This window comes from Pseudomonas sp. Van50, assembly GCF_055390755.1.
Genome location: NZ_AP024343.1, coordinates 2,564,868 through 2,590,106, shown reverse-complemented (window position 1 = coordinate 2,590,106; position 25,239 = coordinate 2,564,868). Strand labels below are relative to the sequence as shown.

20 protein-coding genes and 3 pseudogenes are annotated in these 25,239 nt (G+C 61.2%); 16 read left to right on the top strand and 7 right to left on the bottom strand.

The window, feature by feature from the left end; all coding sequences use genetic code 11:
• The first annotated feature begins 2 nt into the window (after window positions 1–2).
• From ACZ5M5_RS11500 to cobM, 3 genes are all read left to right on the top strand, one after another.
• Window positions 3–698 carry a CbtA family protein gene (locus tag ACZ5M5_RS11500; protein WP_060738115.1) on the top strand — a complete coding sequence of 232 codons (696 nt, stop codon included), beginning with the start codon at window positions 3–5 and terminating at the stop codon, window positions 696–698.
• Entirely contained in the window at window positions 695–1,099 is a 405-nt protein-coding gene (locus tag ACZ5M5_RS11495; RefSeq protein ID WP_060738116.1) for a cobalamin biosynthesis protein, read from the top strand. The genes ACZ5M5_RS11500 and ACZ5M5_RS11495 overlap by 4 nt, the downstream gene beginning before the upstream one ends.
• Before the next feature lie 77 nt (window positions 1,100–1,176).
• Window positions 1,177–1,923 carry a precorrin-4 C(11)-methyltransferase gene (gene cobM, locus ACZ5M5_RS11490; protein WP_464739043.1) on the top strand — a complete coding sequence of 249 codons (747 nt, stop codon included), beginning with the start codon at window positions 1,177–1,179 and terminating at the stop codon, window positions 1,921–1,923.
• 191 nt (window positions 1,924–2,114) lie between these two features.
• Here the strand turns inward: cobM and nfuA are convergent.
• Together nfuA and ACZ5M5_RS11480 are read right to left on the bottom strand one after the other, a co-directional pair.
• A pseudogene (gene nfuA, locus ACZ5M5_RS11485) lies at window positions 2,115–2,698 on the bottom strand (Fe-S biogenesis protein NfuA).
• Window positions 2,699–2,813: 115 nt separating this feature from the next.
• Window positions 2,814–5,105 (bottom strand): fatty acid cis/trans isomerase, encoded by a 2,292-nt coding sequence (locus ACZ5M5_RS11480; RefSeq protein WP_464739042.1) that lies wholly within the window; start codon window positions 5,103–5,105, stop codon window positions 2,814–2,816.
• Window positions 5,106–5,261: 156 nt separating this feature from the next.
• On the opposite strand from ACZ5M5_RS11480, the gene metH reads away from it, so the two are divergent.
• The 4 genes from metH (at window position 5,262) to ACZ5M5_RS11460 (ending at window position 12,000) form a co-directional block, all read left to right on the top strand.
• On the top strand, window positions 5,262–8,972 hold the full coding sequence (gene metH / locus ACZ5M5_RS11475; RefSeq protein ID WP_060738119.1) for a methionine synthase: 3,711 nt from the start codon (window positions 5,262–5,264) through the stop codon (window positions 8,970–8,972).
• A 126-nt stretch (window positions 8,973–9,098) separates the two neighbouring features.
• Window positions 9,099–9,317 carry a DUF2970 domain-containing protein gene (locus ACZ5M5_RS11470; protein WP_024781254.1) on the top strand — a complete coding sequence of 73 codons (219 nt, stop codon included), beginning with the start codon at window positions 9,099–9,101 and terminating at the stop codon, window positions 9,315–9,317.
• Window positions 9,318–9,863: 546 nt separating this feature from the next.
• On the top strand, window positions 9,864–11,522 hold the full coding sequence (locus ACZ5M5_RS11465; RefSeq protein WP_060738120.1) for a nitrite/sulfite reductase: 1,659 nt from the start codon (window positions 9,864–9,866) through the stop codon (window positions 11,520–11,522).
• Window positions 11,506–12,000, top strand: coding sequence for a DUF934 domain-containing protein (locus ACZ5M5_RS11460; protein WP_103309485.1), 495 nt, complete (start codon window positions 11,506–11,508; stop codon window positions 11,998–12,000). Before ACZ5M5_RS11465 ends, ACZ5M5_RS11460 begins: the two co-directional genes overlap by 17 nt.
• 243 nt (window positions 12,001–12,243) lie before the next feature.
• On the opposite strand, the gene sohB is transcribed toward ACZ5M5_RS11460, so the two are convergent.
• On the bottom strand, window positions 12,244–13,275 hold the full coding sequence (gene sohB, locus ACZ5M5_RS11455; protein WP_103309487.1) for a protease SohB: 1,032 nt from the start codon (window positions 13,273–13,275) through the stop codon (window positions 12,244–12,246).
• A gap of 226 nt (window positions 13,276–13,501) precedes the next feature.
• Here sohB and ACZ5M5_RS11450 point away from each other — a divergent pair, with 226 nt between their 5' ends.
• The 4 genes and pseudogenes from ACZ5M5_RS11450 (at window position 13,502) to ACZ5M5_RS11435 (ending at window position 17,440) form a co-directional block, all read left to right on the top strand.
• Complete coding sequence (locus tag ACZ5M5_RS11450) at window positions 13,502–14,212, top strand: histidine phosphatase family protein (RefSeq protein ID WP_060738122.1); 711 nt, start codon at window positions 13,502–13,504, stop codon at window positions 14,210–14,212.
• A gap of 51 nt (window positions 14,213–14,263) precedes the next feature.
• Window positions 14,264–14,578: an SCP2 sterol-binding domain-containing protein gene (locus tag ACZ5M5_RS11445; protein WP_060738123.1), complete on the top strand. Its 315-nt coding sequence runs from the start codon at window positions 14,264–14,266 to the stop codon at window positions 14,576–14,578.
• A gap of 216 nt (window positions 14,579–14,794) precedes the next feature.
• Window positions 14,795–16,513, top strand: coding sequence for a hydrogenase maturation protein (locus ACZ5M5_RS11440; RefSeq protein ID WP_464739041.1), 1,719 nt, complete (start codon window positions 14,795–14,797; stop codon window positions 16,511–16,513).
• 64 nt (window positions 16,514–16,577) lie between these two features.
• Window positions 16,578–17,440: pseudogene (locus tag ACZ5M5_RS11435) on the top strand (LysR family transcriptional regulator).
• 216 nt (window positions 17,441–17,656) lie between these two features.
• Here the strand turns inward: ACZ5M5_RS11435 and ACZ5M5_RS11430 are convergent.
• Window positions 17,657–17,899, bottom strand: coding sequence for a YdcH family protein (locus ACZ5M5_RS11430; RefSeq protein ID WP_060738125.1), 243 nt, complete (start codon window positions 17,897–17,899; stop codon window positions 17,657–17,659).
• 217 nt (window positions 17,900–18,116) lie between these two features.
• Here ACZ5M5_RS11430 and ACZ5M5_RS11425 point away from each other — a divergent pair, with 217 nt between their 5' ends.
• Entirely contained in the window at window positions 18,117–18,638 is a 522-nt protein-coding gene (locus ACZ5M5_RS11425; RefSeq protein WP_060738126.1) for a DUF4142 domain-containing protein, read from the top strand.
• An 88-nt stretch (window positions 18,639–18,726) separates the two neighbouring features.
• Here the strand turns inward: ACZ5M5_RS11425 and ACZ5M5_RS11420 are convergent, their stop codons facing one another.
• The 3 genes and pseudogenes from ACZ5M5_RS11420 to ACZ5M5_RS11410 all read right to left on the bottom strand — a co-directional run bounded on the left by ACZ5M5_RS11420 (window position 18,727) and on the right by ACZ5M5_RS11410 (window position 20,642).
• Window positions 18,727–19,512: a pyrroline-5-carboxylate reductase family protein gene (locus tag ACZ5M5_RS11420; RefSeq protein WP_103309495.1), complete on the bottom strand. Its 786-nt coding sequence runs from the start codon at window positions 19,510–19,512 to the stop codon at window positions 18,727–18,729.
• Window positions 19,502–20,205, bottom strand: a pseudogene (locus ACZ5M5_RS11415) (TetR/AcrR family transcriptional regulator). Before ACZ5M5_RS11415 ends, ACZ5M5_RS11420 begins: the two are co-directional and overlap by 11 nt.
• A gap of 137 nt (window positions 20,206–20,342) precedes the next feature.
• Window positions 20,343–20,642, bottom strand: coding sequence for a hypothetical protein (locus ACZ5M5_RS11410; protein WP_146042640.1), 300 nt, complete (start codon window positions 20,640–20,642; stop codon window positions 20,343–20,345).
• A 158-nt stretch (window positions 20,643–20,800) separates the two neighbouring features.
• On the opposite strand from ACZ5M5_RS11410, the gene choW reads away from it, so the two are divergent.
• From choW to ACZ5M5_RS11390, 4 genes are all read left to right on the top strand, one after another.
• Window positions 20,801–21,649 (top strand): choline ABC transporter permease subunit, encoded by an 849-nt coding sequence (gene choW, locus ACZ5M5_RS11405; protein WP_060738129.1) that lies wholly within the window; start codon window positions 20,801–20,803, stop codon window positions 21,647–21,649.
• Window positions 21,646–22,869 carry a choline ABC transporter ATP-binding protein gene (gene choV / locus ACZ5M5_RS11400; protein ID WP_060738130.1) on the top strand — a complete coding sequence of 408 codons (1,224 nt, stop codon included), beginning with the start codon at window positions 21,646–21,648 and terminating at the stop codon, window positions 22,867–22,869. Before choW ends, choV begins: the two co-directional genes overlap by 4 nt.
• Before the next feature lie 29 nt (window positions 22,870–22,898).
• Window positions 22,899–23,837, top strand: a complete 939-nt coding sequence (locus tag ACZ5M5_RS11395; protein ID WP_060738131.1) for a LysR substrate-binding domain-containing protein — start codon at window positions 22,899–22,901, stop codon at window positions 23,835–23,837.
• 139 nt (window positions 23,838–23,976) lie between these two features.
• The gene (locus ACZ5M5_RS11390; RefSeq protein WP_464739040.1) at window positions 23,977–25,233 is read left to right on the top strand and encodes an aromatic ring-hydroxylating oxygenase subunit alpha; all 1,257 of its coding nucleotides are present in this window, start codon (window positions 23,977–23,979) and stop codon (window positions 25,231–25,233) included.
• Window positions 25,234–25,239 lie beyond the last annotated feature (6 nt).

The window sequence follows — 25,239 nt, the reverse complement described above, 5'->3', positions numbered from 1 at the left end:
ACATGATCAAGCGTATCGCGCAGACCGCCGGTTTCAGCGGCTTGCTGGCCGCCCTGCTGCTGACCCTGTTGCAGAGTTTCTGGGTATCGCCGCTGATTCTCCAGGCGGAAACCTTCGAGAAGGCCCCGGCGACCGAGGTCCATGAGCACACCGACGGTGTGGCCCACACCCATGATGCCGAGGCCTGGGAGCCGGAAGATGGCTGGCAGCGCGTGCTGTCCACCACCGGCGGCAACCTGGTGGTCGCCGTGGGTTTTGCCCTGATGCTCGCGGGCCTGTACACCTTGCGCACACCGACTCGCACCTCCCAGGGTCTGCTCTGGGGCCTGGCCGGTTATGCCACTTTCGTCCTGGCACCCACCCTCGGCCTGCCCCCGGAATTGCCCGGCACCGCAGCGGCCGACCTGGCCCAGCGGCAGATGTGGTGGATCGGCACCGCGGCCTCGACGGCGGTGGGCATTGCCCTGATTGCCTTCGGCCGGCATTGGCTGCTCAAGCTGCTGGGCGTGGCGACGTTGCTGGTGCCCCACGTTATCGGTGCGCCGCAGCCCGAAGTCCACTCGATGCTGGCGCCCGAAGCGCTGGAAAGCCAGTTCAAGATCGCCTCGCAGGTGACCAACGTCGCCTTCTGGCTGGCCCTGGGCCTGATCAGCGCCTGGCTGTTTCGCCGTGACGGCCAAGCCCACCACGACGCATGAGCACCGGGTCGATCCTGGTGATCGGCTTGGGCTGCCAGCGCGGATGCCCCGCCAGCACGCTGCGGGCCTTGCTCGAACAGACGTTGCTGGCCCACGGCATCGAACTTCAACAGGTACGGGCCCTGGCCAGTATCGACCTCAAGCGTGACGAGCCCGGGCTGCTGGAGCTGGCCGGGCAACTGGCCTTGCCGCTGACCTGCTTCAGTGCCGAACAGTTGGCCGGTTACGAGCGGCGGCTCAGCCATCGTTCCGAGATCGCCTTCGCGCAAACCGGTTGCTACGGCATCGCCGAAAGCGCCGCCCTGGCCTTGGCCGATCAATTGGGCACGACGCCCGCAACCCTGCTGATTCCCCGTCAAACAGGCCCCATGAGCACGTTGGCATTGGCGGTCGTGGCGTAAATCCCGATAATCGCCGCCCAGGATCATGAGCGATCTTCATCTGGGCGACGCTCACCCACCTTTCACAGGAGCCGGTCATGACCGTGTACTTCATCGGCGCCGGCCCCGGCGACCCGGACCTCATCACGGTCAAAGGCCAGCGACTGATCCGCCAGTGCGCGGTGATCATCTACGCCGGCTCGCTGGTGCCAACCGCCGTCCTCGAAGGCCATTGTGCCGAACAGGTGATCAACAGCGCCGAGCTGCATCTGGAACAGATCATCGAATTGATCAGCAGCGCCCATCTCAAGGGCCAGGACGTGGCCCGGGTGCACTCCGGCGACCCGAGCCTGTACGGCGCCATCGGCGAACAGATTCGTTGCCTGCGGGAACTGGACATCCCTTTCGAAATCATCCCGGGCGTGACCGCGACCTCAGCCTGCGCCGCCCTGCTGGGTGCCGAACTGACCTTGCCGGACATCTCCCAGAGCCTGATCCTCACCCGTTACGCCGATAAATCCCCGATGCCCGCTGGGGAAGAACTGGGCAACCTGGCACAGCACGGGGCGACCATGGCGATTCACCTGGGGGTCAATCACCTGGAAAAGATCGTCGACGAACTGCGGCCCCACTACGGCGCGGATTGCCCGATTGCGGTGATCCACCGGGCGACATGGCCGGATCAGGATTGGGTGCTGGGGACGCTGGCAGATATTGCCGAGAAGGTGCAGGCCAAGGGTTTCCGCCGAACGGCGCTGATCCTGGTGGGGCGTGTGCTGGGCAATGACGTGTTCAGCGAGTCGTCGCTGTACCGCGCCGGACATGCGCATCTCTACCGGCCCTGACACAGCCCCGATCCCTGTGGGAGCGAGCTTGCTCGCGATAACAACGGCACATTCAACATCATCGCAGGCTGCCCCACCGCTATCGCGAGCAAGCTCGCTCCCACAGGGGTGGTGGATACAGGCTGACGACTGAAACGATGGTGGCGAGAGAGCAAGCTCCCTCGCCACACACTCTCCGCAGCGAACACCTATCAGTAGTAGGCGTTTTCTTTCTGCGTATGGTCGGTCACGTCGCGCACGCCCTTGAGCTCTGGAATGCGCTCGAGCAAGGTGCGCTCGATGCCTTCCTTCAAGGTCACGTCAGCCTGGCCGCAGCCCTGGCAGCCGCCGCCGAACTGGAGCACGGCGATGCCGTCTTCCACCACATCGATCAGCGAAACCTGGCCGCCGTGGCTGGCCAGCCCGGGTTGATCTCGGTTTGCAGGTAGTAATTGATGCGCTCGTTGACCGGGCTGTCGGCGTTGACCATTGGCACCTTGGCGTTCGGTGCCTTGATGGTCAGCTGGCCGCCCATGCGGTCGGTGGCGTAGTCGACGACCGCATCGTCCAGGAAGGCTTCGCTGAACGAGTCGATGTACGCGGTGAAGCTCTTGAGCCCCAACGCGGTGTCTTCGGGTTTTTCTTCTCCCGGCTTGCAGTAGGCAATGCACGTCTCTGCGTACTGGGTGCCGGGCTGGGTGATAAAGATGCGGATCCCGATCCCCGGGGTGTTCTGCTTGGACAGCAGGTCGGCCAGGTAATCGTGGGCGGCATCGGTAATGGTAATGGCGGTCATGGAAACTCCTCGCAGGCTTGACGGCAGTTTACGCCAATCATCGCGCCGGACAAAGTCCTAGTATTTTTGTCAGGAAAGCGTCCGACGGCACGGGGTTTGCCGCCGGACAGGCCGATCAGAGGTTCTGGTAGCGATTCATGTCCAGCACACCGCTTTCCACGGGCTCCGTTTCCTGGATGTACTGGCTCAGGTCATGGAAGTAATACCAGAACTGCGGGTGACTGCGGCGAATCCCCCAGCGCTCGACAATCCGCTCGAACGCCGGCTCATCCTGGGCACGTTCCATGGCCTCGACGAATGCCGGCACTTGCCCGGCCGGAATGTTGAACATGAAGTTCGGATAGCTGCTGAGCACGCCCGGGTAGACCGTCAGCGTGTCCAGCCCCGGCTGATAGCGCGTTTCCTCGCCCAGCAGGAACGCCACGTTGCTGTGGGCCCGGTTGCGCAGCAGGCTGTAGACCTCACGTTGGCCGCTGGCGGTTTCGATGCGCAACAGGGTCGCTTCCGGCAGTTGGTCGATCACCTTGAGCCCCGCCGCTGGGCGCGACACCAGCCGACTGAGGGCCTGCTCGGCGTTTTGCAGCGCCGGGTCGATGTTCGGGCGCGAGCAGTAGGCACCGTCGCAGCGGTTGATCGGATCGGGATGCGCGTTCAGATCGCCATAACGGACCAGCAGTTGCTGGGCGAAATCACCCTTGGGGTCGCGTTCGTCAAGCTTGAGGGCGGTCGGCTTGTCATCGTCGATGGCCTCATAATCGAGCCACATCTTGAATTTGCCACCGGCCTGGTACCAGTCGTCGAGGTAGCCTTCCCGGGAGTCGGCCGGCATCAGGCGCAGGAAGTTCTGCTCCGCACCGTTGCGGATCAAATCGAAATACAACCGGGTCTGGGCCTGGTGGGAGACGTTGCCGAACACGTCGAAATTCACCGCCAACTGATAATAGGTACGCTCCAGCAACGGGAAGTCGAACAGCCACATCGTCTGCGGCACCTCCCCGATCAGCCCCTTGGTGACCGAAGCGCTGTCGAAATGCCGGAAAATGCTCAGCAGCGCGTTGTCGTTGCCGGCCCATAGCGTCGACCAGCTCGGTGCCGGCAGCTCGGCATAGTTGTCGCGGCGCAAGGCCTCGTACTCGTTGCGCTTGTCACGGTAATCGAGCCACAGGCTGAGGACGCTGCCCACATCGTCGTTCTGCCCCGGCATCGCCAACAGCGGCGTGGCCTGGCCGCGGTAGTTCGGATCGGTGATGTACAGGTCGTGTTCGGGGGCCTGGAACAGCGCCCAGAAATTGTCGCGGATCACGTCCGTGGCGATCTGGCCCCGGCACACCGGCCCGCGGATGAACGTCCGCACGAAATACTCGGCGTTATCGAGCATGAATTGGTAACGGGCCTGGGCCGGAATCGCTTCGAAGGTGGAAAACGGGTTGGCCCGGCGCTCCGGACCGTAGCCCGGCAACGCGGTGACCTGCCACTTGCCGCTGTAGAACAGGCTCTTGATCCGCGCCATCTTCGCCGCGCTCAAGCCGTAGGTGATGTGGGTCTTGTGCACGATCACCCCTTGCACCGGCCAGAGCCGATAATAGACGCGGGTGCCAGGATCGTCGTTCGGACGGCGGGTGTTGATCAGGTCAATGGGCTGGCCGGTGGGCGTACGCGAACGCACCCATTGGAAGAAATGCCCCGGTTCGCCGTCCTTGAAATAGATATGCGCCAGGAACCAGTGTTCGAACAACCAGCGCCCCACCAGGCTTTCCCGGGCGCCGGGGGCGTTGAGCAGGTTTTCCCACTGCACCACTTGCAAGGCTTCGGCGGCGCTCGGGGCCAAGGCCTGCTGGTCGATCGGGGCGCCGGCGGCCAGCCAGCGCTGCAGGGTCTGGTATTGCTGGTCGGTCAGGCCGGTGACCGCCAGCGGCATGCCTTCGCGGGGATGCGCAGCGGCGTATTCGTCGAACTGCCCCGGCACCGGGCAGGTGTTGTCACGGTTGAGCCCAAGCACGATGTCTTCCGGCAATTTGGCGTTGGGCTGCAATGGCGTACGGTGCCCCAGTTCCAGCATCCGCGCCATCAACGCCGCCTGGCTGCCCTGGGCATCGAGCACCGAATAGAAACCTTTGCGCTGCCAGGCCCGCTGGCCGGAGGCATCGTAGAACAGACGGGTCGGTTCGGCCGCCTGGCGTCGCTCGCCGTCATACACCGACAGCTTGCTCGCCCCCCGTGCCGCCCCTTCGCCGCTGCCCAGGTTCAATTGGCAGGCGGAGTCGTAGCAGGCATGACAGGCCACGCATTTTTCCGTGAAGATCGGCTGGATGTCGCGGGTGTAGGAGATCGCCGGAACGGGATCCCCGGCGGCTGCGCTAAAAGACAACGACAGCAGCAGACTGCCGAATAAGACGCGGTACGGCATGTCTCGGGTCCCTAAGAGATAGTCCGGCGATTCTACCGGGCCAACATCGCCTTGCAAACATGAGCGATATTCATGCAAAAGCCCCTCATGATCAAATCCTGCGCAGGTTTGCTATCATCCCGGCCTTCGTAATGGTCCTTTTTTCCAGGTAGTCCTATGTCCGATCGCAGCGCTCGCCTTTATCTTCTCCAGCAAGCCCTCAAGGAACGCATCCTGATCCTCGACGGCGGCATGGGCACGATGATCCAGAGCTACAAGCTGGAAGAACAGGACTACCGCGGCAAGCGTTTTGCCGACTGGCCGAGCGACGTCAAGGGCAACAACGATTTGCTGGTGCTCAGCCGTCCCGACGTGATCGGTGCCATTGAAAAAGCCTACCTGGATGCCGGCGCCGATATCCTGGAAACCAACACTTTCAACGCCACCCAGGTGTCCCAGGCCGACTACGGCATGCAGGGCCTGGCCTACGAGCTGAACCTGGAAGGCGCACGCCTGGCCCGCCAGGTGGCTGACGCCAAGACCCTGGAAACCCCGGACAAGCCGCGCTTCGTCGCCGGCGTGCTCGGCCCGACCAGCCGCACCTGCTCGCTGTCGCCGGACGTGAACAACCCCGGCTACCGCAACGTGACCTTCGACGAACTGGTGGAGAACTACACCGAAGCCACCAAGGGCCTGATTGAAGGCGGCGCGGACCTGATCCTGATCGAGACCATCTTCGACACGCTGAACGCCAAGGCGGCGATCTTTGCCGTGCAAGGGGTCTACGAAGAACTGGGCGTCGAACTGCCGATCATGATCTCCGGCACCATCACTGACGCCTCCGGCCGCACCCTCTCCGGCCAGACCACCGAAGCCTTCTGGAACTCGGTGGCCCACGCCAAGCCGATCTCCGTGGGCCTGAACTGCGCCCTCGGCGCCAGCGAACTGCGCCCGTACCTGGAAGAGCTGTCGAACAAGGCCAGCACCCACGTATCGGCCCACCCCAACGCCGGCCTGCCCAACGAGTTCGGTGAATACGACGAACTGCCGGCCGAGACGGCCAAGGTCATCGAAGAGTTCGCCCAGAGCGGCTTCCTGAACATTGTCGGCGGTTGCTGCGGCACCACCCCGGCGCACATCGAGGCCATCGCCAAGGCCGTGGCCGGCTATGCGCCGCGACCGATTCCAGAGATCCCGCGGGCTTGCCGCCTGTCGGGCCTGGAACCGTTCACCATCGATCGCAGCTCCTTGTTCGTCAACGTCGGCGAGCGGACCAACATCACCGGTTCCGCCAAGTTCGCCCGGTTGATCCGCGAGGACAACTACACCGAAGCGCTGGAAGTGGCCCTGCAGCAGGTCGAGGCCGGCGCCCAGGTGATCGACATCAACATGGACGAGGGCATGCTCGATTCGAAGAAGGCCATGGTGACCTTCCTCAATCTGATTGCCGGCGAACCGGACATTTCCCGCGTGCCGATCATGATCGACTCCTCCAAGTGGGAAGTGATCGAAGCCGGCCTCAAGTGCATCCAGGGCAAGGGCATCGTCAACTCCATCAGCATGAAGGAAGGCGTCGAGCAGTTCATCCACCACGCCAAGCTGTGCAAGCGCTACGGTGCCGCCGTGGTGGTGATGGCATTCGACGAAGCCGGTCAGGCCGACACCGAGGCGCGCAAGAAGGAAATCTGCAAGCGCTCCTACGACATCTTGGTCAATGAAGTCGGCTTCCCGCCGGAAGACATCATCTTCGACCCGAACATCTTCGCCGTCGCCACAGGTATCGAAGAACACAACAACTATGCCGTGGACTTCATCAACGCCTGCGCCTACATCCGCGACGAACTGCCGTACGCGCTGACCTCGGGCGGCGTGTCCAACGTGTCGTTCTCGTTCCGTGGCAACAACCCGGTGCGCGAGGCGATCCACTCGGTGTTCCTGCTGTATGCGATCCGCGCGGGCCTGACCATGGGCATCGTCAACGCCGGCCAACTGGAGATCTACGACCAGATCCCGGCGGAACTGCGTGATGCCGTGGAAGACGTGATCCTCAACCGCACCCCCGAAGGCACCGACGCCCTGCTCGCCATCGCCGACAAGTACAAGGGCGACGGCAGCGTCAAGGAAGCGGAAACCGAGGAATGGCGCGGCTGGGAAGTGAACAAGCGCCTGGAGCATGCGCTGGTCAAGGGCATCACCACCCACATCGTCGAAGACACCGAAGAGTCGCGACTGTCGTTCACCCGGCCGATCGAGGTCATTGAAGGCCCGCTGATGGCTGGCATGAACATCGTCGGCGACCTGTTTGGTGCCGGCAAAATGTTCCTGCCCCAAGTGGTCAAGTCCGCCCGTGTGATGAAGCAGGCCGTGGCCCACCTGATTCCGTTCATCGAGGCGGAAAAAGGCGACAAGCCGGAAGCCAAGGGCAAGATCCTGATGGCCACGGTCAAGGGCGACGTCCATGACATCGGCAAGAATATCGTCGGCGTGGTGCTCGGTTGCAACGGCTATGACATCGTCGACCTGGGCGTGATGGTGCCAGCGGAGAAGATCCTGCAGGTGGCCAAGGAGCAGAAATGCGACATCATCGGCCTGTCCGGCCTGATCACCCCGTCCCTGGATGAGATGGTGCATGTGGCGCGGGAGATGCAGCGCCAGGACTTCCATCTGCCGCTGATGATCGGTGGCGCCACCACCTCCAAGGCCCACACGGCGGTGAAGATCGAGCCCAAGTACAGCAACGACGCGGTGATCTACGTCACCGACGCCTCCCGCGCCGTGGGCGTGGCGACCCAGTTGCTGTCCAAGGAACTCAAGCCGGCGTTCGTCGAGAAAACCCGCCAGGACTACATCGAGGTACGCGAGCGCACGGCCAACCGCAGCGCCCGCACCGAGCGCCTGAGCTACCCCGCGGCCGTGGCCAAGAAGCCGCAGTTCGACTGGAGCAGCTACCAGCCGGTCAAGCCGACCTTCACCGGCGCCAAGGTGCTGGACAACATCGACTTGAACGTCCTGGCCGAATACATCGACTGGACACCGTTCTTCATCTCCTGGGACCTGGCCGGCAAATACCCGCGCATCCTCACCGACGAAGTGGTCGGCGAAGCCGCCACCGCGCTGTACGCCGATGCCCGGGCGATGCTGCGCAAGCTGATCGACGAGAAACTCATCAGCGCCCGCGCCGTGTTCGGCTTCTGGCCGGCCAACCAGGTGCATGACGACGACCTGGAAGTCTACGGCGACGATGGCAAGCCACTGGCGCGCCTGCATCACTTGCGCCAGCAGATCATCAAGACCGACGGCAAGCCGAACTTTTCCCTGGCCGACTTCGTCGCGCCCAAGGACAGCGGCGTGACCGACTACGTGGGCGGCTTCATCACCACCGCCGGCATCGGCGCCGAAGAAGTCGCCAAGGCCTACCAGGAGGCCGGTGACGACTACAACTCGATCATGGTCAAGGCCCTGGCCGACCGCCTGGCCGAAGCCTGCGCCGAATGGCTGCACCAGCAGGTGCGCAAGGAGCATTGGGGTTATGCCCGGGACGAGAGCCTGGACAACGAGGCGCTGATCAAGGAGCAGTACACCGGCATCCGCCCTGCCCCCGGCTACCCGGCCTGCCCGGATCACACCGAGAAGGCTACCTTGTTCCGCCTGCTCGATCCCGAGGCCAGCGAACTGAAAGCCGGCCGCAGTGGCGTATTCCTCACCGAACACTACGCCATGTTCCCGGCGGCAGCGGTCAGCGGCTGGTATTTCGCCCATCCCCAGGCGCAATATTTCGCCGTGGGCAAGATCGACAAGGACCAGGTCCAGAGCTACACCGCGCGCAAGGGTCAGGATTTGAGCGTGACTGAGCGTTGGCTGGCGCCGAACCTGGGCTACGACAACTAAGCGCCCTCAAAAGATCGCAGGCTTCGCCAGTTCCTACAGGGTTTTGTGTGTTCCCGTAGGCGCTGGCGAAGCCTGCGATCTTTTTTTGTCTATGCTTGTCCCACACACATGGCAGACGAGGGATTTATGGACGATCCAGTCGACAACAAGCCGCCGACCCTGTTGCAGATGATGCACAGCGTGCTGGCCGCCGCCTTCGGCGTGCAGAGTGGCAAGAACCGCGCCCGGGATTTCACCCACGGCAAGCCGAGTCACTTCGTGATATTGGGGATCGCGTTCACGGTGATCTTCGCCTTGACGCTGTTTGGCATCGTCAAGCTGGTGGTGCATCTGGCGGGGTTGTAACACTCTCGAACACAACACATGACCCTGTGGGAGCGAGCTTGCTCGCGATGACGGTGCACCAGTCGACATCAATCCGACTGAACCACCGCTATCGCGAGCAAGCTCGCTCCCACAGGTTTTTCATCGCCAGGGATAAACCGTTTATTGGTGACTGACCCAGAACACTGCAGTGCCCACCACCAGGATAATCAGGAACAAAATGGCCCAGGCATCAACAGTACTGTCGCTTTTCCTTGCTTTGGTCGGATTGCTCATTGCATCGCCTCTTGTCGGTTTTGTAGGTGATTGCATAGGGACTCGACCACAGTTAAGACGATGATTGCCCGTACGACAAATGTGGGTTAGGCAATAATGAATCTCATTAGTCGATTTGGTTCTTTACATATACTCAAACATCACTTTTGCGCATAACTCAAAACAGGTATCTTGCACCGGCTCCTCTAGGAGTGCGCGGCCGTGCGCGCAGAATTGCCGAGGCAGAACCCGATTCCAGCGAGCCAACATGCAGCTGTTTCTGATCGGCCCAAGCCTGAGACCGAGACTTATATGTACGTATATGACGAGTACGATCAGCGAATCATCGAGGACCGCGTCAAGCAGTTCCGTGATCAGACCCGACGCTATCTGGCAGGCGAGCTGAGCGAAGAAGAATTCCGCCCTCTGCGCTTGCAGAATGGCCTGTATATCCAGCGCTTCGCCCCGATGCTGCGCGTGGCTGTGCCTTATGGCCAGCTGACTTCGCGTCAGGTGCGCAAGCTGGCGCAAATTGCCCGTGACTATGACAAGGGCTATGCCCACATCAGTACGCGGCAGAACGTCCAGTACAACTGGCCGGCCCTGGAAGATGTGCCCGAGATCCTGGCCGAGCTGGCCACCGTGCAGATGCACGCGATCCAGACCAGCGGCAACTGCCTGCGCAACGTCACCACCGACCAGTTCGCCGGTGTCGCGGCCGACGAGTTGATCGACCCGCGGCCATGGTGCGAAATCGTTCGCCAGTGGACGACGTTCCACCCGGAATTCGCCTACCTGCCGCGCAAGTTCAAGATCGCCATCAACGGCTCGAGTTCGGACCGTGCGGCTATCGAAGTCCACGACATCGGCCTGGAGACGGTCTACAACGCAGCCGGCGAACTGGGCTTCCGTGTGCTCGTGGGCGGCGGCCTGGGGCGTACCCCGGTGGTTGGCGCGTTCATCAACGAGTTCCTGCCGTGGCAGGACCTGCTGAGCTACCTCGACGCCATCCTGCGGGTGTACAACCGCTACGGCCGTCGTGACAACAAGTACAAGGCGCGGATCAAGATCCTGGTCAAGGCCCTGACGCCTGAAGTGTTCGCCGAGAAGGTCGAAGCCGAGATGGCTCACCTGCGTGGCGGCCAGACCACCCTGACCGAAGCCGAAGTGCATCGCGTCGCCAAGCATTTCGTCGATCCAGACTACAAGGCCCTGAGCAATCAGGACGCCGAGCTGGCAGCCCTGGACAAGGAACACCCGGGCTTCGCCCGCTGGCGTACCCGCAACACCCTGGCCCACAAGAAGCCGGGTTATGTCGCGGTGACCCTGTCCCTGAAACCCACCGGTGTGGCACCGGGCGACATCACCGACAAGCAACTGGACGCCGTGGCCGACCTGGCCGAGCGCTACAGCTTCGGCCAGCTGCGCACCTCCCACGAGCAGAACATCATCCTGGCGGATGTTGAACAGAGCCAGTTGTTCACCCTGTGGGGCGAGCTGCGCGAACAAGGTTTCGCCACCCCGAACATCGGCCTGCTGACCGACATGATCTGCTGCCCGGGCGGCGACTTCTGCTCCCTGGCCAACGCCAAGTCGATCCCTATCGCCGAATCGATCCAGCGCCGTTTCGATGACCTGGACTACCTGTTCGACATCGGCGAGCTGGACCTGAACATTTCCGGCTGCATGAACGCCTGTGGTCACCACCACGTCGGCCACATCGGCATCCTGGGCGTGGACAAGAAAGGCGAAGAGTTCTACCAGGTCTCCCTGGGCGGCAGCGGCAGCCGCGACGCCAGCCTGGGCAAGATCCTCGGCCCGTCGTTTGCCCAGGATGACATGCCTGACGTGATCGAGAAGCTGATCGACGTGTACATCGAACAACGTACCGCGGACGAGCGCTTCATCGACACTTACCAACGTATTGGCATCGACCTCTTCAAGGAACGCGTCTATGCAGCGAATCATTAAGAACAACGAGGTCATCGACGAAACCTGGCACCTGTTGCCCAAGGACGCGACCCTCGATGGCATCTCCAACTGCGACGACCTGATCGTGCCACTGGCCCTGTGGCGCGATCATGCCCATGCCCTCAAGGCCCGCGACGGCGGCCTGGGTGTGTGGCTGGACGCCGACGAGGAAGCGGAAGAAATCGGTGATGACGCCAACCAGTTGCAAGTCATCGCCCTGAACTTCCCGGCCTTCACCGACGGGCGCAGCTACTCCAACGCCCGCCTGCTGCGTGACCGTTATGGTTTCAAGGGTGAATTGCGGGCGATTGGCGACGTGCTGCGCGACCAGCTGTTCTACATGCGCCGCTGCGGTTTCGACGCCTTTGCCTTGCGCGCCGACAAAGACCCCTTTGAGGCCCTCGAAAGCCTCAAGGACTTCTCGGTGACCTACCAGGCTGCCACTGACGAACCGCTGCCACTGTTCCGTCGTCGCTGAAACAGCCCCATGAAAAAGCCCTGATCCGGGTGTGCCGGTTCAGGACTTTTTTTGTTTTCGGTGCCTTGATCCACCTCACTCCCACAAAGGGATAGCGGTGAACCCGAAGCTTCAGCCCGCCTCAGAACCCCTGTGGGAGCGAGCTTGCTCGCGATAGCGCTGGGTCAGCTTGCATCCATGTTGAATGTGCCGCCGCTATCGCGAGCAAGCTCGCTCCCACAGGGGTAGGCATTATTCCTGCGATTACCAGAACCGCTGCTGGGTCAGGCGGCTCCACCAACTGAGCAGCACGCGATCCACCGAACCGCTGGCCGCCACGCCAATGCGTTCCTGCAGGCTTTTGCGTTCAGCGTAGTGCAGGTGGTACAGCTCGGCCCCCTTGGCCCGTTCGGCCAGGTACTCGTCGCTGGTTTTCAGCTCGTCCACCAGATGCTTGCCCAACGCCGCGACACCCAGCCAGACTTCACCCGTAGCCACTTCATCGATGGCCAGTTGCGGGCGATAGTTGGACACGAAGTTCTTGAACAGTTCATGGGTGATGTCCAGGTCTTCCTGGAACTTCTCCCGGCCCTTCTCGGTATTTTCGCCGAACACCGTCAACGTGCGTTTGTATTCGCCGGCCGTCAACACTTCGAAATCGATGTCATGTTTCTTCAGCAGACGGTTGACGTTGGGCAACTGCGCGACGACGCCGATGGAGCCCAGGATCGCAAAGGGGGCGCTGATGATCTTCTCGCCGATGCACGCCATCATGTAGCCGCCGCTGGCCGCCACCTTATCGATGCAGACGGTCAGCGGCACGCCGGCCTGACGGATCCGCGCCAGTTGCGACGAGGCCAGACCATAGCTGTGGACCATGCCGCCGCCACTTTCCAGGCGCAGCACCACTTCATCCTTCGGCGTTGCCAGGGTCAGCAACGCGGTGATTTCATGACGCAGGCTCTCGGTGGCCGAGGCCTTGATGTCACCGTCGAAGTCCAGCACGAACACCCGGGGCTTGGCCGCCGGTTTGTCCTTGTTTTTCTTCCCGGCCTTTTCAGCCTTGCCTTCGGCCTTGCGCAAGGCCTTGAGCTGATCCTTGTCCAGCAACGTCTGTTCCAGGCGCTCGCGCAACCCCTTGTAGAAATCGTTGAGTTTGCTCACCTGCAACTGGCCGGCCGACTTGCGCCGCCCCTTGCTGCGCAGCGCAGCAAAACTGGCCAGCACCACCAGGATGGCGATCACCAGCGTCACGGTCTTGGCCAGGAAACCGGCGTACTCGATGAAAAACTCCACAGCAACTCCTTAAATGCAATGCGCCACTGAACGCAGGCGCGTGACAGCCCCAGCATACCCATGCGCCTGCGTCGCGACCAGCCAAGAAACCTATGGTTACCTTGACGCGAGCCAGGCAGGACAGGGCTGCAACGGGCATTTCAAACAAGCGTATGTTTTTTCATTGACAGCTCACCGCCATCCCCATAACCTCGCCAAACCTTCAACGTACCGGGATGACGCGGACGTGGGCAGTATCTATCTAATTCGACATGGCCAGGCCTCCTTTGGTGCGGACGACTACGATGTCCTTTCGCCCAATGGCGTACGCCAGGCGCAAGTGCTCGGCGACCACCTCGCCGAGCTCGGTGTCGTATTCGACCGCTGCCTCTCGGGTGACCTGCGGCGCCAACAGGATACCGCCGCCGGTGCGCTGGGCCAGATGTCCGCCGCCGGCATGCCGGTCCCCGAATTGGAAATCGACCCGGCGTTCAACGAGTTCGATGCCGACGCGGTCATTCGCGCCCTGTTGCCGGACATGCTCCCCCAGGAACCCGAGGCGTTGCATATCCTGCGCAACGCCGCGCAGAACCGCGCCGAATTCCAGCGTATCTTCGTGCTGATCGTCGAGCGCTGGCTGAGCGGCCAGTATGACCCGCCCGGTCTCGAAAGCTGGCTGGGTTTCGTCGAGCGGGTCCAGGCCGGCCTGCAGCGCATCCTGGAGCAAGCCGACAACACCCACAAGATCGCCGTGTTCACCTCCGGCGGCACCATCACCGCCCTGCTCCACCTGATCACCCGGATACCGGCCCGACAGGCCTTCGAACTGAACTGGCAAATCGTCAACACCTCGCTCAACCACCTGAAATTCAGGGGCCGCGAGGTGGCCCTGGCTTCCTTCAACAGCCATGCCCACCTGCAACTGTTGAAGGCCCCGGACCTCATCACCTTTCGCTGAGTCCGGATTACTGTAGACCCTTGCTGTACCACCCAAATAAGGATCGAAACCATGACCTCCGTAGCCGACGCCGTACAAGCCATGAAAGCCAAGTTCAACCCAGCCGCCGCTGCCGGCCTGGACCTGGTATTCGGTTTCCGCATCGATGAATCCAAGCATTTCTCGCTGATCGTCAAGGACAGCACCTGCGAACTGCAGGAAGGTGAAAACCCGGACGCCCAGGTGACCCTGGTGATGGATGGCGAAACCCTGCAAGGCATCGTCGACGGCAGCACCGACGGCATGCAAGCGTTCATGGGCGGCAAGCTGCGCGCCGAAGGCGACATGATGCTGGCCATGAAACTGTCCGAGCTGTTCCCAGCCTGAGATTGAGTTCGCCTTCCTCGCGAGCCTTTTGATTGCCAACGAATCCCGCCCCCATGGCGGGATTCGTGTTTTTGCCCCTCCTTGATTTCCCACCGCACACAACCTTGACCCCTGTCAGTTCCCGCGCGTCCTTCAACCGCTAACGTAGCGCTTCCATCAAGGCCAGGGACGGCTCATCGGGAGCCTGTGCCTGCTCATCTCAAGGAAGAGAGACCTATGCCCCCACTGAAGATCGTTCTGCTGTCCAGCGCATTCAACGGCTTGACCCAACGCGCCTGGCTGGACCTGCGCGAGGCCGGTTATCGCCCCAGCGTGGTGCTGTTCACCGATGCGGCTTCGGTCTGCCGGCAAATCGAAGAAAGCGGCGCCGATCTGGTGATCTGCCCGTTTCTCAAGGACCGCGTACCCGAGCAGTTGTGGCGCAACCCACGGCGCCCGGTGGTGATCATTCATCCGGGGATTGTCGGCGATCGCGGTGCCAGTGCCCTGGACTGGGCGATCACCCGGCAGCCCGAACGCTGGGGTGTCACCGCATTGCAGGCGGTGGAGGAAATGGATGCCGGGCCCGTGTGGGCCACGTGGGAATTCGACCTGCCCAAAGGCCTGCGTAAATCGGAGCTGTATAACGGTCCGGTCAGCGACGCGGCCATTCGTTGCATCCGCGAGGTCGTGGAAAAATACCATGACGGTTTCGTCCCGGTGCCACTGGACTATGGCCGCCATGACGTGATCGGGCGCCTGCAACCGAACATGACCCAGGACGATCGCAGCTTCAGCTGGCACGACAGCAGCGGTTTCATCAAGCGTTGCATCGACGCCGCGGACGGTCAGCCCGGTGTGCTCGCAAGCCTGGCCGGCGAACAGTTTTACCTGTACGACGCCCATCCGGACGTTCGCCGCGGCCTGCCCGGCGAGCTGTTGGCCGTGCGTGACGATGCGGTGCTGGTGGCGACAGGGGATGCCAGCCTGTGGATCGGCGCACTGCGCCGCAAACCGCAACCCGGCGAACAGACCTTCAAGCGCCCGGCGCGCCATGTACTGTCGAACCGCCTCGAAGGTATCCCGGTGCTCGACAGTTCCCTGGGCCGGCAGCCGTTCAGCGACGAACCCTATCAACCCATTCGTTACCGCGAATGCGGCCATGTCGGGGAGCTGACGTTCGAGTTCTATAACGGCGCGATGAGCACTGAGCAATGCCAGCGCCTGGTGGCGGCATTGCGCTGGGCCAAGTCCCGGGACACCCAGGTGCTGTTGATCCGTGGTGGGCGCGGCAGCTTTTCCAACGGCGTGCACCTGAACGTGATCCAGGCCGCCGCCGAACCGGGCCAGGAAGCCTGGGCCAACATACAAGCCATCGACGACGTTTGCCTGGAGCTGTTCAGCGCCCGGCAACTGGTGGTCAGCGGCCTGACAGGGAACGCCGGGGCCGGCGGTGTGATGCTGGCCCTGGCCGCCGATATCGTGCTGGCGCGCCGTGACATCGTGCTCAACCCGCACTACGCGACCATGGGTCTGTACGGCTCTGAATACTGGACCTACAGCCTGCCCCGCGCGGTCGGTCCGGACATGGCCTGGAAGCTCACCCAGGACTGCCTGCCCATCAGCGCCTTGCAGGCGTTGCGCTACGGCATGGTCCAGGAGATCGGCCCGCGTTGCCCCGACGAGTTCGGCCTGTGGCTGCTGCAGCGAGCCAACCGCGCGCTGCTCGATCCGACCTATGAAAGCATCCGGATGCGCAAGGCCGAACGGAGCCTGTCGGCGATCCAGGCGTGTCGCGATGATGAACTCGCACAGATGCGCCGCGACATGGTCGACGATCGCCACGGCTTCGCCGACAAATGCCGTCGTTTCGTCTTCAAGCACAAGACCTGCCGTACGCCCGAACGCCTGGTTGCACCTTGGGCGCGGACAAGACAGGCCCAAGCCGTCCAGTAACTCCCGGTATCGGGGAAGGCTTGGCAGCTCTTACAATGCCCGCTTCCCCCGCATCGGCCTGAACATGGACATCGACCTCGCCCGCACTTTCCTGGAAATCGTCCGTCACGGCAGCCTCGCCGCAGCCGCCGAAAAGCTGCACGTGACCCAGACGGCGATCACCGCCCGGGTCCAGAAGCTCGAAAGCCAGCTTGGCTGCGCGCTGTTCGTGCGCAACCGTGCCGGCGCGCGCTTGACCGCCGACGGCGAGGCCTTTGTGGTCTACGCCAACCAACTGGTGCAAACCTGGGAAGCGGCCCGCCGGGACCTGCCGCTGCCCGAGGGCTATCGAAACGTCCTGCACCTGGGAGGCGAGGTCAGCCTGTGCAACCCCTTGATGCTCGCCTGGGCCGGAGCACTGCGCCAGAAGATCCCCGGTCACGCCCTGCGCATGGACATCCGCGACGGCGAGAAGCTGCTGCAACAGTTGGAACTGGGCCTGCTGGATGCGGCGGTGGTCTATCAGCCCGAATACTGGCCGCGCCTGCAGGTAGAACAACTGCTGGAAGAAAAACTCATCCTGGTGCGCCTGGCCGCCCGTCCCGAACCCTATGTGTATATCGACTGGAGCGCGGACTTCCGGCGCCAACACGACACCGCGCTGCCAGACAAGGCCAAGGCCGCCGTGACCTTCAACCTCGGCCCCTGGCCCTGCAATACATCCTGGAAAACGGCGGCAGCGGTTACTTTCGCACGCGAGTCGTGCAGAGCTACCTGGACAGTGGAATCCTGGAACGGGTGCCCAAGGCACCGGAATTCAATTATCCGACTTACCTGGTCTATTCCCGCGATCGGGACTCAGCGGCGTTGCAGCAGGCATTCGAAGTGCTGCGAGAGATCGTCAAGACCGGCAGCGACTGGTCACAGCGCTGGGATCCATTGACCTGACGGCTGCTCAAGCAAGATTTGCCCGGGATGAGGACCTGACATGGCCTGGGATTGCTCCCGCTTTTCAGGCGCTGGCGAAGCCGGCGATCTTTCTCTTGCGGCTCAATCGCCAGTGGAAAGATCGCAGCCTCGTTGCACTCGGCAGCTCCTACAGTCGCAACCCAGCGGGAGCAATCCCTGGCCACAAAAGCCCTTCGCGATACGAAGGGTCGGGTTCTATGGCTCGCTCTGCATGTGATCCACGATCTCGTCCTTGATCAGCAATCGCTTCTTCTTGAGCGTCTCCAAAACGTCGGCGGGCAGCGCGGCGGAGGATGGCTTCTCGGCATCGACCACCTTGGCATCAAGTTGGGAGTATTGTTGAAGTAACGAGTCGAGCCTTGGATTCTCGCTGCGTTTTTGCTGGATTTGATCTTTTGTGTAGTTGAGATCCTGGCACAAATCGTGAGACACCGGCATGGAACACCTCCTTTGATGGATCGGTGGCAGGCGTCCTTTCAACGCCCGTCGATTATCAGGATGGCCTCTTGAACGGGGTTCTGTCGACCGCCAATCCGACCAGCGGTGACCGTTCGTCGTACCGGATCGCTTGGCGATCAAACCTTTGCCCGGGCACAACCCTCCATTGATCAGAGACGACAAGAATCGCTCGTTCAACCTGTATGGAGACTCACTTATGGACAAATTCATCCTGCGTCAACTTGGCCTGGCAGTCGCCCTGAGCACCAGCATGGGCATGGCCTGGGCCGCGACTTCCAACGACTTTGTCGACGAGGCGGCGGTCGGTGGCATCGCGGAAATCGAAACCAGCAAACTGGCCTTGGAAAAAAGCCAATCGGCGGACATCAAGGCGTTCGCCAACAAGATGATCACCGACCACACCAAGGCCAACGAAGAGCTGAAGACGCTGGCGAAAAAACATGACATCGAAGTGCCCGACGACACCACGTTGATGAAGAAAGCCAAGGCGAAGATTCTCGAGGTGCGCGATGAGTCCTTTGATGCGGCCTTCGCCAACAACCAGGTCAAGGCCCACGAAGAAACCATCGCCCTGTTCAAGAAAGAAGCCAATACCGTGACCGACGACAAGAAAGCCGGTAACACCGAACTCAAGGCGTTCGCCCAGAAGATGCTGCCGGACCTGCAACATCACTTGGATGAAGCCAAGAAACTCCAGGCGGCCCATCCAAGCAAGTAACGGTAAACCCGCTACTTGAGGCTCGTTCAAGGAAAAACGGCGCTTCTCCCAAGACGGGAAGGCGCCGTTTTCGTACCCCGGACTTTTATCAGGCCTCAAGCCCCTTGCGCGCAACCGCAGCGCCCGCCTGCAACGCCCTTCCCACCTGTACTTCGAAATCCCCCCGGCTCATCACCTGCAAGGCGGCGGCCGTGACACCCCGGTAAGCCACCAAGGCGTCGATCATCTGCTGGGCGTCACGACTCGCCAGCAACTGGCTGCTGTCGACCACGACACTTTTCGCCGCCAACTGTGCGATGTCGCCAGGTATACCGGCCAGCATCGCCTGATGGGCCAGCGCCGTCATCAACAAGGCCGGAAAGGCCGGGCCAGTGCCCGAGAGCGCGGAGAGGTAATCAATGAAATCTTCTTTTTCGACCTCAGCCGCAGTGCCCACGCACTCGAACAACTGCTGCACGAGGCTTTTCGTCGCCGGCGCTATCGCGCTAAAGCCATACCAAGGCGTAAATGACTGTCCGATTTCCACCGCCGCGTTGGGCATCGCCCGCACGACCGCTGAAGCCGAAGTCTGCGCTGCAATCGCCTGCGCGGTGATCCCGGCCATCAAGGAGATCACCGTCTTACCCGTCGCATTGATGCCCAGGCTGGCGAAATGCTCGGGACGAACCGCAATGATCACCACGGCGCTGCGATTCACCAGGTCCTGGTTGTCCGTGACCAGGCAAGCACCTTGTTGAGCCAACGGATGATTGCCCGAGCGATTGGAAATGATCAGGTTGCCCGCCGGCACCAGTTCCTTCGCCAGGACTGCCTTGGCAATCGCGCCGCCCAACCAACCGGTACCGCCAATGATCCCAAGGGTCTCATTGATCATCGCCGTGACCTTCGAACGTGTCGGTCAAGGGCACAAAGACCCCGGGCTCTTTTTCGGCATAACCGAACTTCCCGTAGAAACGATCCAGCTCACGCTGCTTGGGGACTTTGCCGGTGAAGATGCTCACGTAATGCGGGATGCGCTGGAAGCGCACGGTGATCAACTCTGTCGTGTTCATGGTGATGTAGCCGATCTGCGTCAGATAGATCGTTCGGGCCCGTGCATCAGCCCCCTGGCTGTCGTAGCCAAAGCGCTTGAACATGTTCGCCAGGGCGTTCATGCGCTGCTCGTCCACCACCGCCACCTCTTGGGCCACTTCAGCAGACTGAAGCGCCCAGCTACGCACGGCGAACTCGAATTGCGAGTCGAACAATTGCGGGTTGAGCCAGCACTCGAACACATTCAGGATCGCCTCGGAAATGCTTTCGGCATAGCTTTCACTTTGCCGGATCAGCCCCCCGTGTTGGTCTCCCGCCAACGCGACAGCAAAGCAGCCAGCAATTGCTCACGGTCCTCGAAAAACCAGTAGAAGCTGGTGCGTGACAAACCCAGGCGCTTGGCCAGTGGCATGACCCGGACCGCATCGATGCCCGACTCTTTCAGGGCCACGTAGGCCGCTTCCAGCCAGCCCTCCGGCGAGCCTCGCCAGCCTGCGTCCTGGGCCTTGCTACGGGCCTTCCCTACCTGCGGCATCGTGCGCCTCCTTCTTCAAAATACGTGATAGAAATGTACTCTCATGATCCCTTAATGTACACATGAGTACATTTTGTTGACTTGACCGTCTCGAGCACTTAAAGTCCAGCATCATGGAGATCCAACCACCGCTCTCATCAAACAAGCCGGGCCCAGGCATGAAACAACATGTCCGTGAGGCGCGCCTGGTTGTATCTCCAAGAGGCAAGGACTCTAAAACAACAACAACGAGCCGCCATTATGATTTTTTTGCTGAACGCCGCTGAAAGAACTTCGCCATCCGGCCAAAGAATGCCGGAACGACTGCCTTCGTCATACCCTTCATCTGTCACCCACTGCCCAAATCCAGATAACTGCCAACGCGAGTTCAGCGCGCAGGCGCTCTGTGCTGCCCGAACGCTTGGGCCACAGATATCAACCATTTGAAGCGAGGTCATCGATGCTCCAGCCAGGACAGAACCTAGCCCCCGCCAGGTAACGCATCGCCCAGCGATAACAGAACTTCAACCCCGCCGTGCGATTGGATCAGCCGTACACGCCTGTGCCCGGGTGGTTGCGTTCGCGAGTCATTTCTTCCATCAGCCGGATTAGTGATATGTGGATTACACAAGAGAAACTTCCCTTGGGCGAGATCATTGCCCGGTATGTCGATTGGTTGACGCAGCATGGCGCAGACGTATTCGACGCTATATCCCTGGCGTTGTCCGGGACCATCACTGCGCTGACGCACGCCCTTCTGTGGTTCAACCCCCTGGCTTTGATCGCGATATTTGCGTTCCTCGCTTATTACATCCAACGCAAGGTCAGCCTGACACTTTTCGTCGCCTTTTCATTCTTGCTGATATTCAACCTCGGCTACTGGCAGGAAACCATGGAAACCCTGGCCCAGGTGACGTTCGCCACACTCGTGTGCGTGATCATCGGCGTACCGCTGGGCATTGTCGCCGCGCACAGGCCGATGTTCTACACCTTGATGCGTCCGGTGCTCGATCTGATGCAGACCGTACCGACCTTCGTCTACCTCATTCCTACCCTGACCCTTTTCGGTCTGGGTGTGGTCCCGGGCCTGATCTCCACGGTGGTGTTCGCGATTGCCGCGCCCATCCGCCTGACCTACCTGGGCATCCGCGACGTTCCGGACGAACTCATGGACGCCGGCAAAGCCTTCGGCTGCTCCCGTCGCCAACTCCTGTCGCGTATCGAACTGCCCCATGCGATGCCCAGCATCGCGGCCGGTATCACCCAGTGCATCATGCTGTCGTTGTCGATGGTGGTGATCGCCGCGCTGGTGGGTGCCGATGGCCTGGGCAAACCGGTGGTCAATGCACTGAACACCGCCGATATCGCCATGGGCTTCGAAGCCGGCCTGGCGATCGTGCTGCTGGCCATCATCCTCGATCGAATCTGCAAACAACGGGAAACCGTGAAAAGAGGTGACGTATGAGCATCATCCGTTTCGAAGACGTCGACGTCATCTTCGCCGCCCGTCCGAAGCCCGCCCTGGAACTACTCGACCAAGGCTTTTCGCGGCCGGAGATTCTTCAGAAAACCGGTTTGATCGTCGGTGTGGAGAAAGCCAACCTGGAAATCAACAAAGGTGAGATCTGCGTGCTCATGGGCCTGTCCGGCTCTGGCAAATCCAGCCTGCTGCGTTGCATCAACGGCTTGAACACCGTCAGCCGTGGCAAGTTGTTCGTCGAGCACGAAGGCCGGCAGATCGACATCGCTTCCTGCACCCCCGCCGAACTGAAGATGATGCGCACCCAGCGCATCGCCATGGTGTTCCAGAAATTCGCCCTGATGCCTTGGCTGACGGTGCGCGAGAACATCAGCTTCGGCCTGGAAATGCAGGGCCGCTCGGAAAAGGAATGCCGCAAGCTGGTGGATGAGAAGCTCGAGCTGGTGGGCCTGACCCAATGGCGTAACAAGAAGCCCGACGAACTGTCCGGCGGCATGCAACAACGGGTCGGCCTGGCCCGCGCCCTGGCGATGGACGCCGACATCCTGCTGATGGACGAACCGTTCTCGGCCCTCGACCCGCTGATCCGCCAAGGCCTGCAGGATGAGTTGCTTGATCTGCAGCGCAAGCTGCACAAGACCATCGTGTTCGTCAGCCATGACCTGGACGAAGCCCTGAAACTGGGCACGCGGATCGCCATCATGAAGGACGGCAAGATCATCCAGTACAGCACGCCCGAAGAGATCGTACTCAACCCGGCCGACGACTACGTGCGCAACTTCGTCGCCCACACCAACCCGTTGAATGTGCTGTGCGCGAAAAGCTTGATGACCCCACTGGACCAATGCGTTTTGGCCCGCGACGAATATTGCCTGGATACGGCTCAAAACCTGTGGATGGTGGTGAACCCGCAGCGGCATCTGACCAGCGTTCGAAAAGGTGCCACCACTGCACACGTCCAATCATGGAATCCGACCGAGCGAATCGACACCTTGGCGCGACAACCGACTTGCGTGCCGCCGATCACCACCATGCGCGACGCCCTGCAGATTCGCTACGAAACGGGCCATCCCTTGATCGTGCGGGATGAGGCCGATACTGTCCTGGGCATCCTGGGCGACGGTGAACTGTATCGGGCACTGTTGGGGCACAACCTGTCGCACCCTGTGCTTGCTGAACCCGCAAGAGCATCTTCGGTGGCTTGAATCACCCGGCACGGCGTTGGAACACACCTATGCAACCCAGCGATATCGATAAAAAGGTCAAGGGCTATCGGCGGTTGATACCGTCGATGACGGCGTTGCTGGAATTCGAAGCCGTGGCGCGGCTGGCCAGTTTCACCCTCGCCGCCCAAGAGCTGGGCGTGACGCAGGCCGCCGTCAGCAAACAGATCCGGTTGCTGGAAGATACCCTGGAGACCAAGCTGTTCCATCGCCTTCATCGGTCGATCAAGCTGACGCACGAAGGCTATGTCCTGCATCTGGTCGTCGCGGAGTCCATTCATCGCATGGCCAGTGTCTTCGACAAAATTGCCGAGGGCATTGGTGAGCAGGAGATCACCATCGCCTGCACGGAAGCGTTTTCTCACTTGAGAATACTCCCCCGGTTGATTGCACTGCGCACCCTGCAACCGAAGTTGAAGTTGCGCTTGCTGACGCAACAGGTCTCGCCCAGTTCATACCGCGATGACGTCGACCTGGCCATCCGTTTCGGCAATGGGAAATGGGAGGATGGCAGTTCGGTTTTCCTGTTCGATGAAGAAGTGTTTCCCGTTTGCGCGCCGGTCTGGCTTGCCGCCAATGCAGCCCCTTCATCCGTTACCGATTTCCTGGACACGGCGCTGATTGATTCGGACTCCACCCTGGAAGGCTGGATGACCTGGAACCGTTGGTGTCGGGAACTGGGCGATATGCGCCCCAAGCTCAACTATTCCTTTCGCTGCAGTTCCTATAACGATGCGATCGAGGCGGCTATTCAAGGCCACGGCATTGCACTGGGGTGGAGTCGGCTGATCGCGCACCGACTCAACAGTGGTGAACTGATCAGGATTACGCCCTACGTGGTCAAGCCAAAAGACGCTTATTACCTGGTTATTCCGAGCGGTCGGAAACGTGAGCCCATCACCCAGGCACTGATCGATTGGCTGCGCGATGACAGCCATCTAAACCATTGATTACAAAGATGTTAAAGACCACTCTTACGCATAACGCAAAGTTATGCGAGCGTGAAAATAAAGCGCGTTGACGGTCTTATCCCACCTTTCCAAACTGTACTCGCCGCCTGATCAACTTTGCGTTTGAGCGAGACCCATAATGACAATCAATACCGTGAAGACCCATCGTGAACTTCTGACCGACCGCACGCCGGGCCATGGCATGCCGGGCGGTTTGTTTGGTCGCCAGGATATTTTTGAAACCGATGTCGATATCTTCTTCACCCAGCATTGGATTCTGGTGGGGGTCACCAGCGACGTCCCCGAACCCGGGGATGTCTCCACCCTCGATATCGGCAAATCCTCCATCCTCCTGGTACGCGACGATGATGAGCATGTGCAGGCCTTTCGCAACGTTTGCCGGCACCGTGGGGCGCGCTTGAAACAGGCCGGCAAGTCAACGGTGGGCATGCTGGTCTGCCCCTATCACCAGTGGAGCTACGACCTGGATGGCAGCCTGAAACATGCGGCACACATGGGCCAGGACTTCGACCCTAAATGCAAAAGCCTGATCCCGGTGCACACTCGGGTCGTCGGCACCCATGTCTTCGTCTGCCTGGGCGACGAACCGCCGGAAGACATCCTGTACCTTGACCAGGTCATGACACCGCGTTTCGCCCAATATGACCTCGCCCATTCCAAGATCGCCTACGAATCGGAAATCATCGAGAACGGCAATTGGAAACTGGTGATCGAGAACAATCGCGAGTGTTATCACTGCGCCGCCACCCACCCGGAATTGACAGCGTCTTTCTTGCCTGAAGATTTCGGTTTTTGCACTGATGGCCTAGGTGAGGATTCACTTCAGGCACTGGCCGAATATCACCGCCGCAATGCTGACACCAAGGCCAACTGGGAGAGCGAAGGCTACATCTGCGATGCCGTCGAACACCTGGGTGAAGACGCCGTGACCCAGTTCCGCTCGCAGCGACTGGCCATTGCCGGCAACGGCGAATCCCAGACCCTGGACACCCGCGTGGCGTGCACCCGGCTGTTTGGCGAGCTCACGCGCCGCGACTTGGGCGACGTGCATCTTTGGACGCACAACTCGTGGACCCACATCATGAGCGACCATGCCGTGGTCTCCTACATCATCCCTCTGGCGCCCGATAAAACCCTGGTGCGCACCAAGTGGCTGGTCCATGCCGATGCCGTCGAAGGCGTCGATTACCAGGTGGATAAGCTGACCGAAGTCTGGGTCGCGACCAACCTGCAGGACGCCAGCCTCGTCGGCATCACCCACAGCGGTACCCAGGATCCTGCCTACACGCCCGGGCCGTTCTCGGCCTTCACCGAAACCTATGTCGACCAGTTCTCTCGCTGGTACGCGGCGCGTCTGGCCGCCCATGGCGTGTGAGGAATG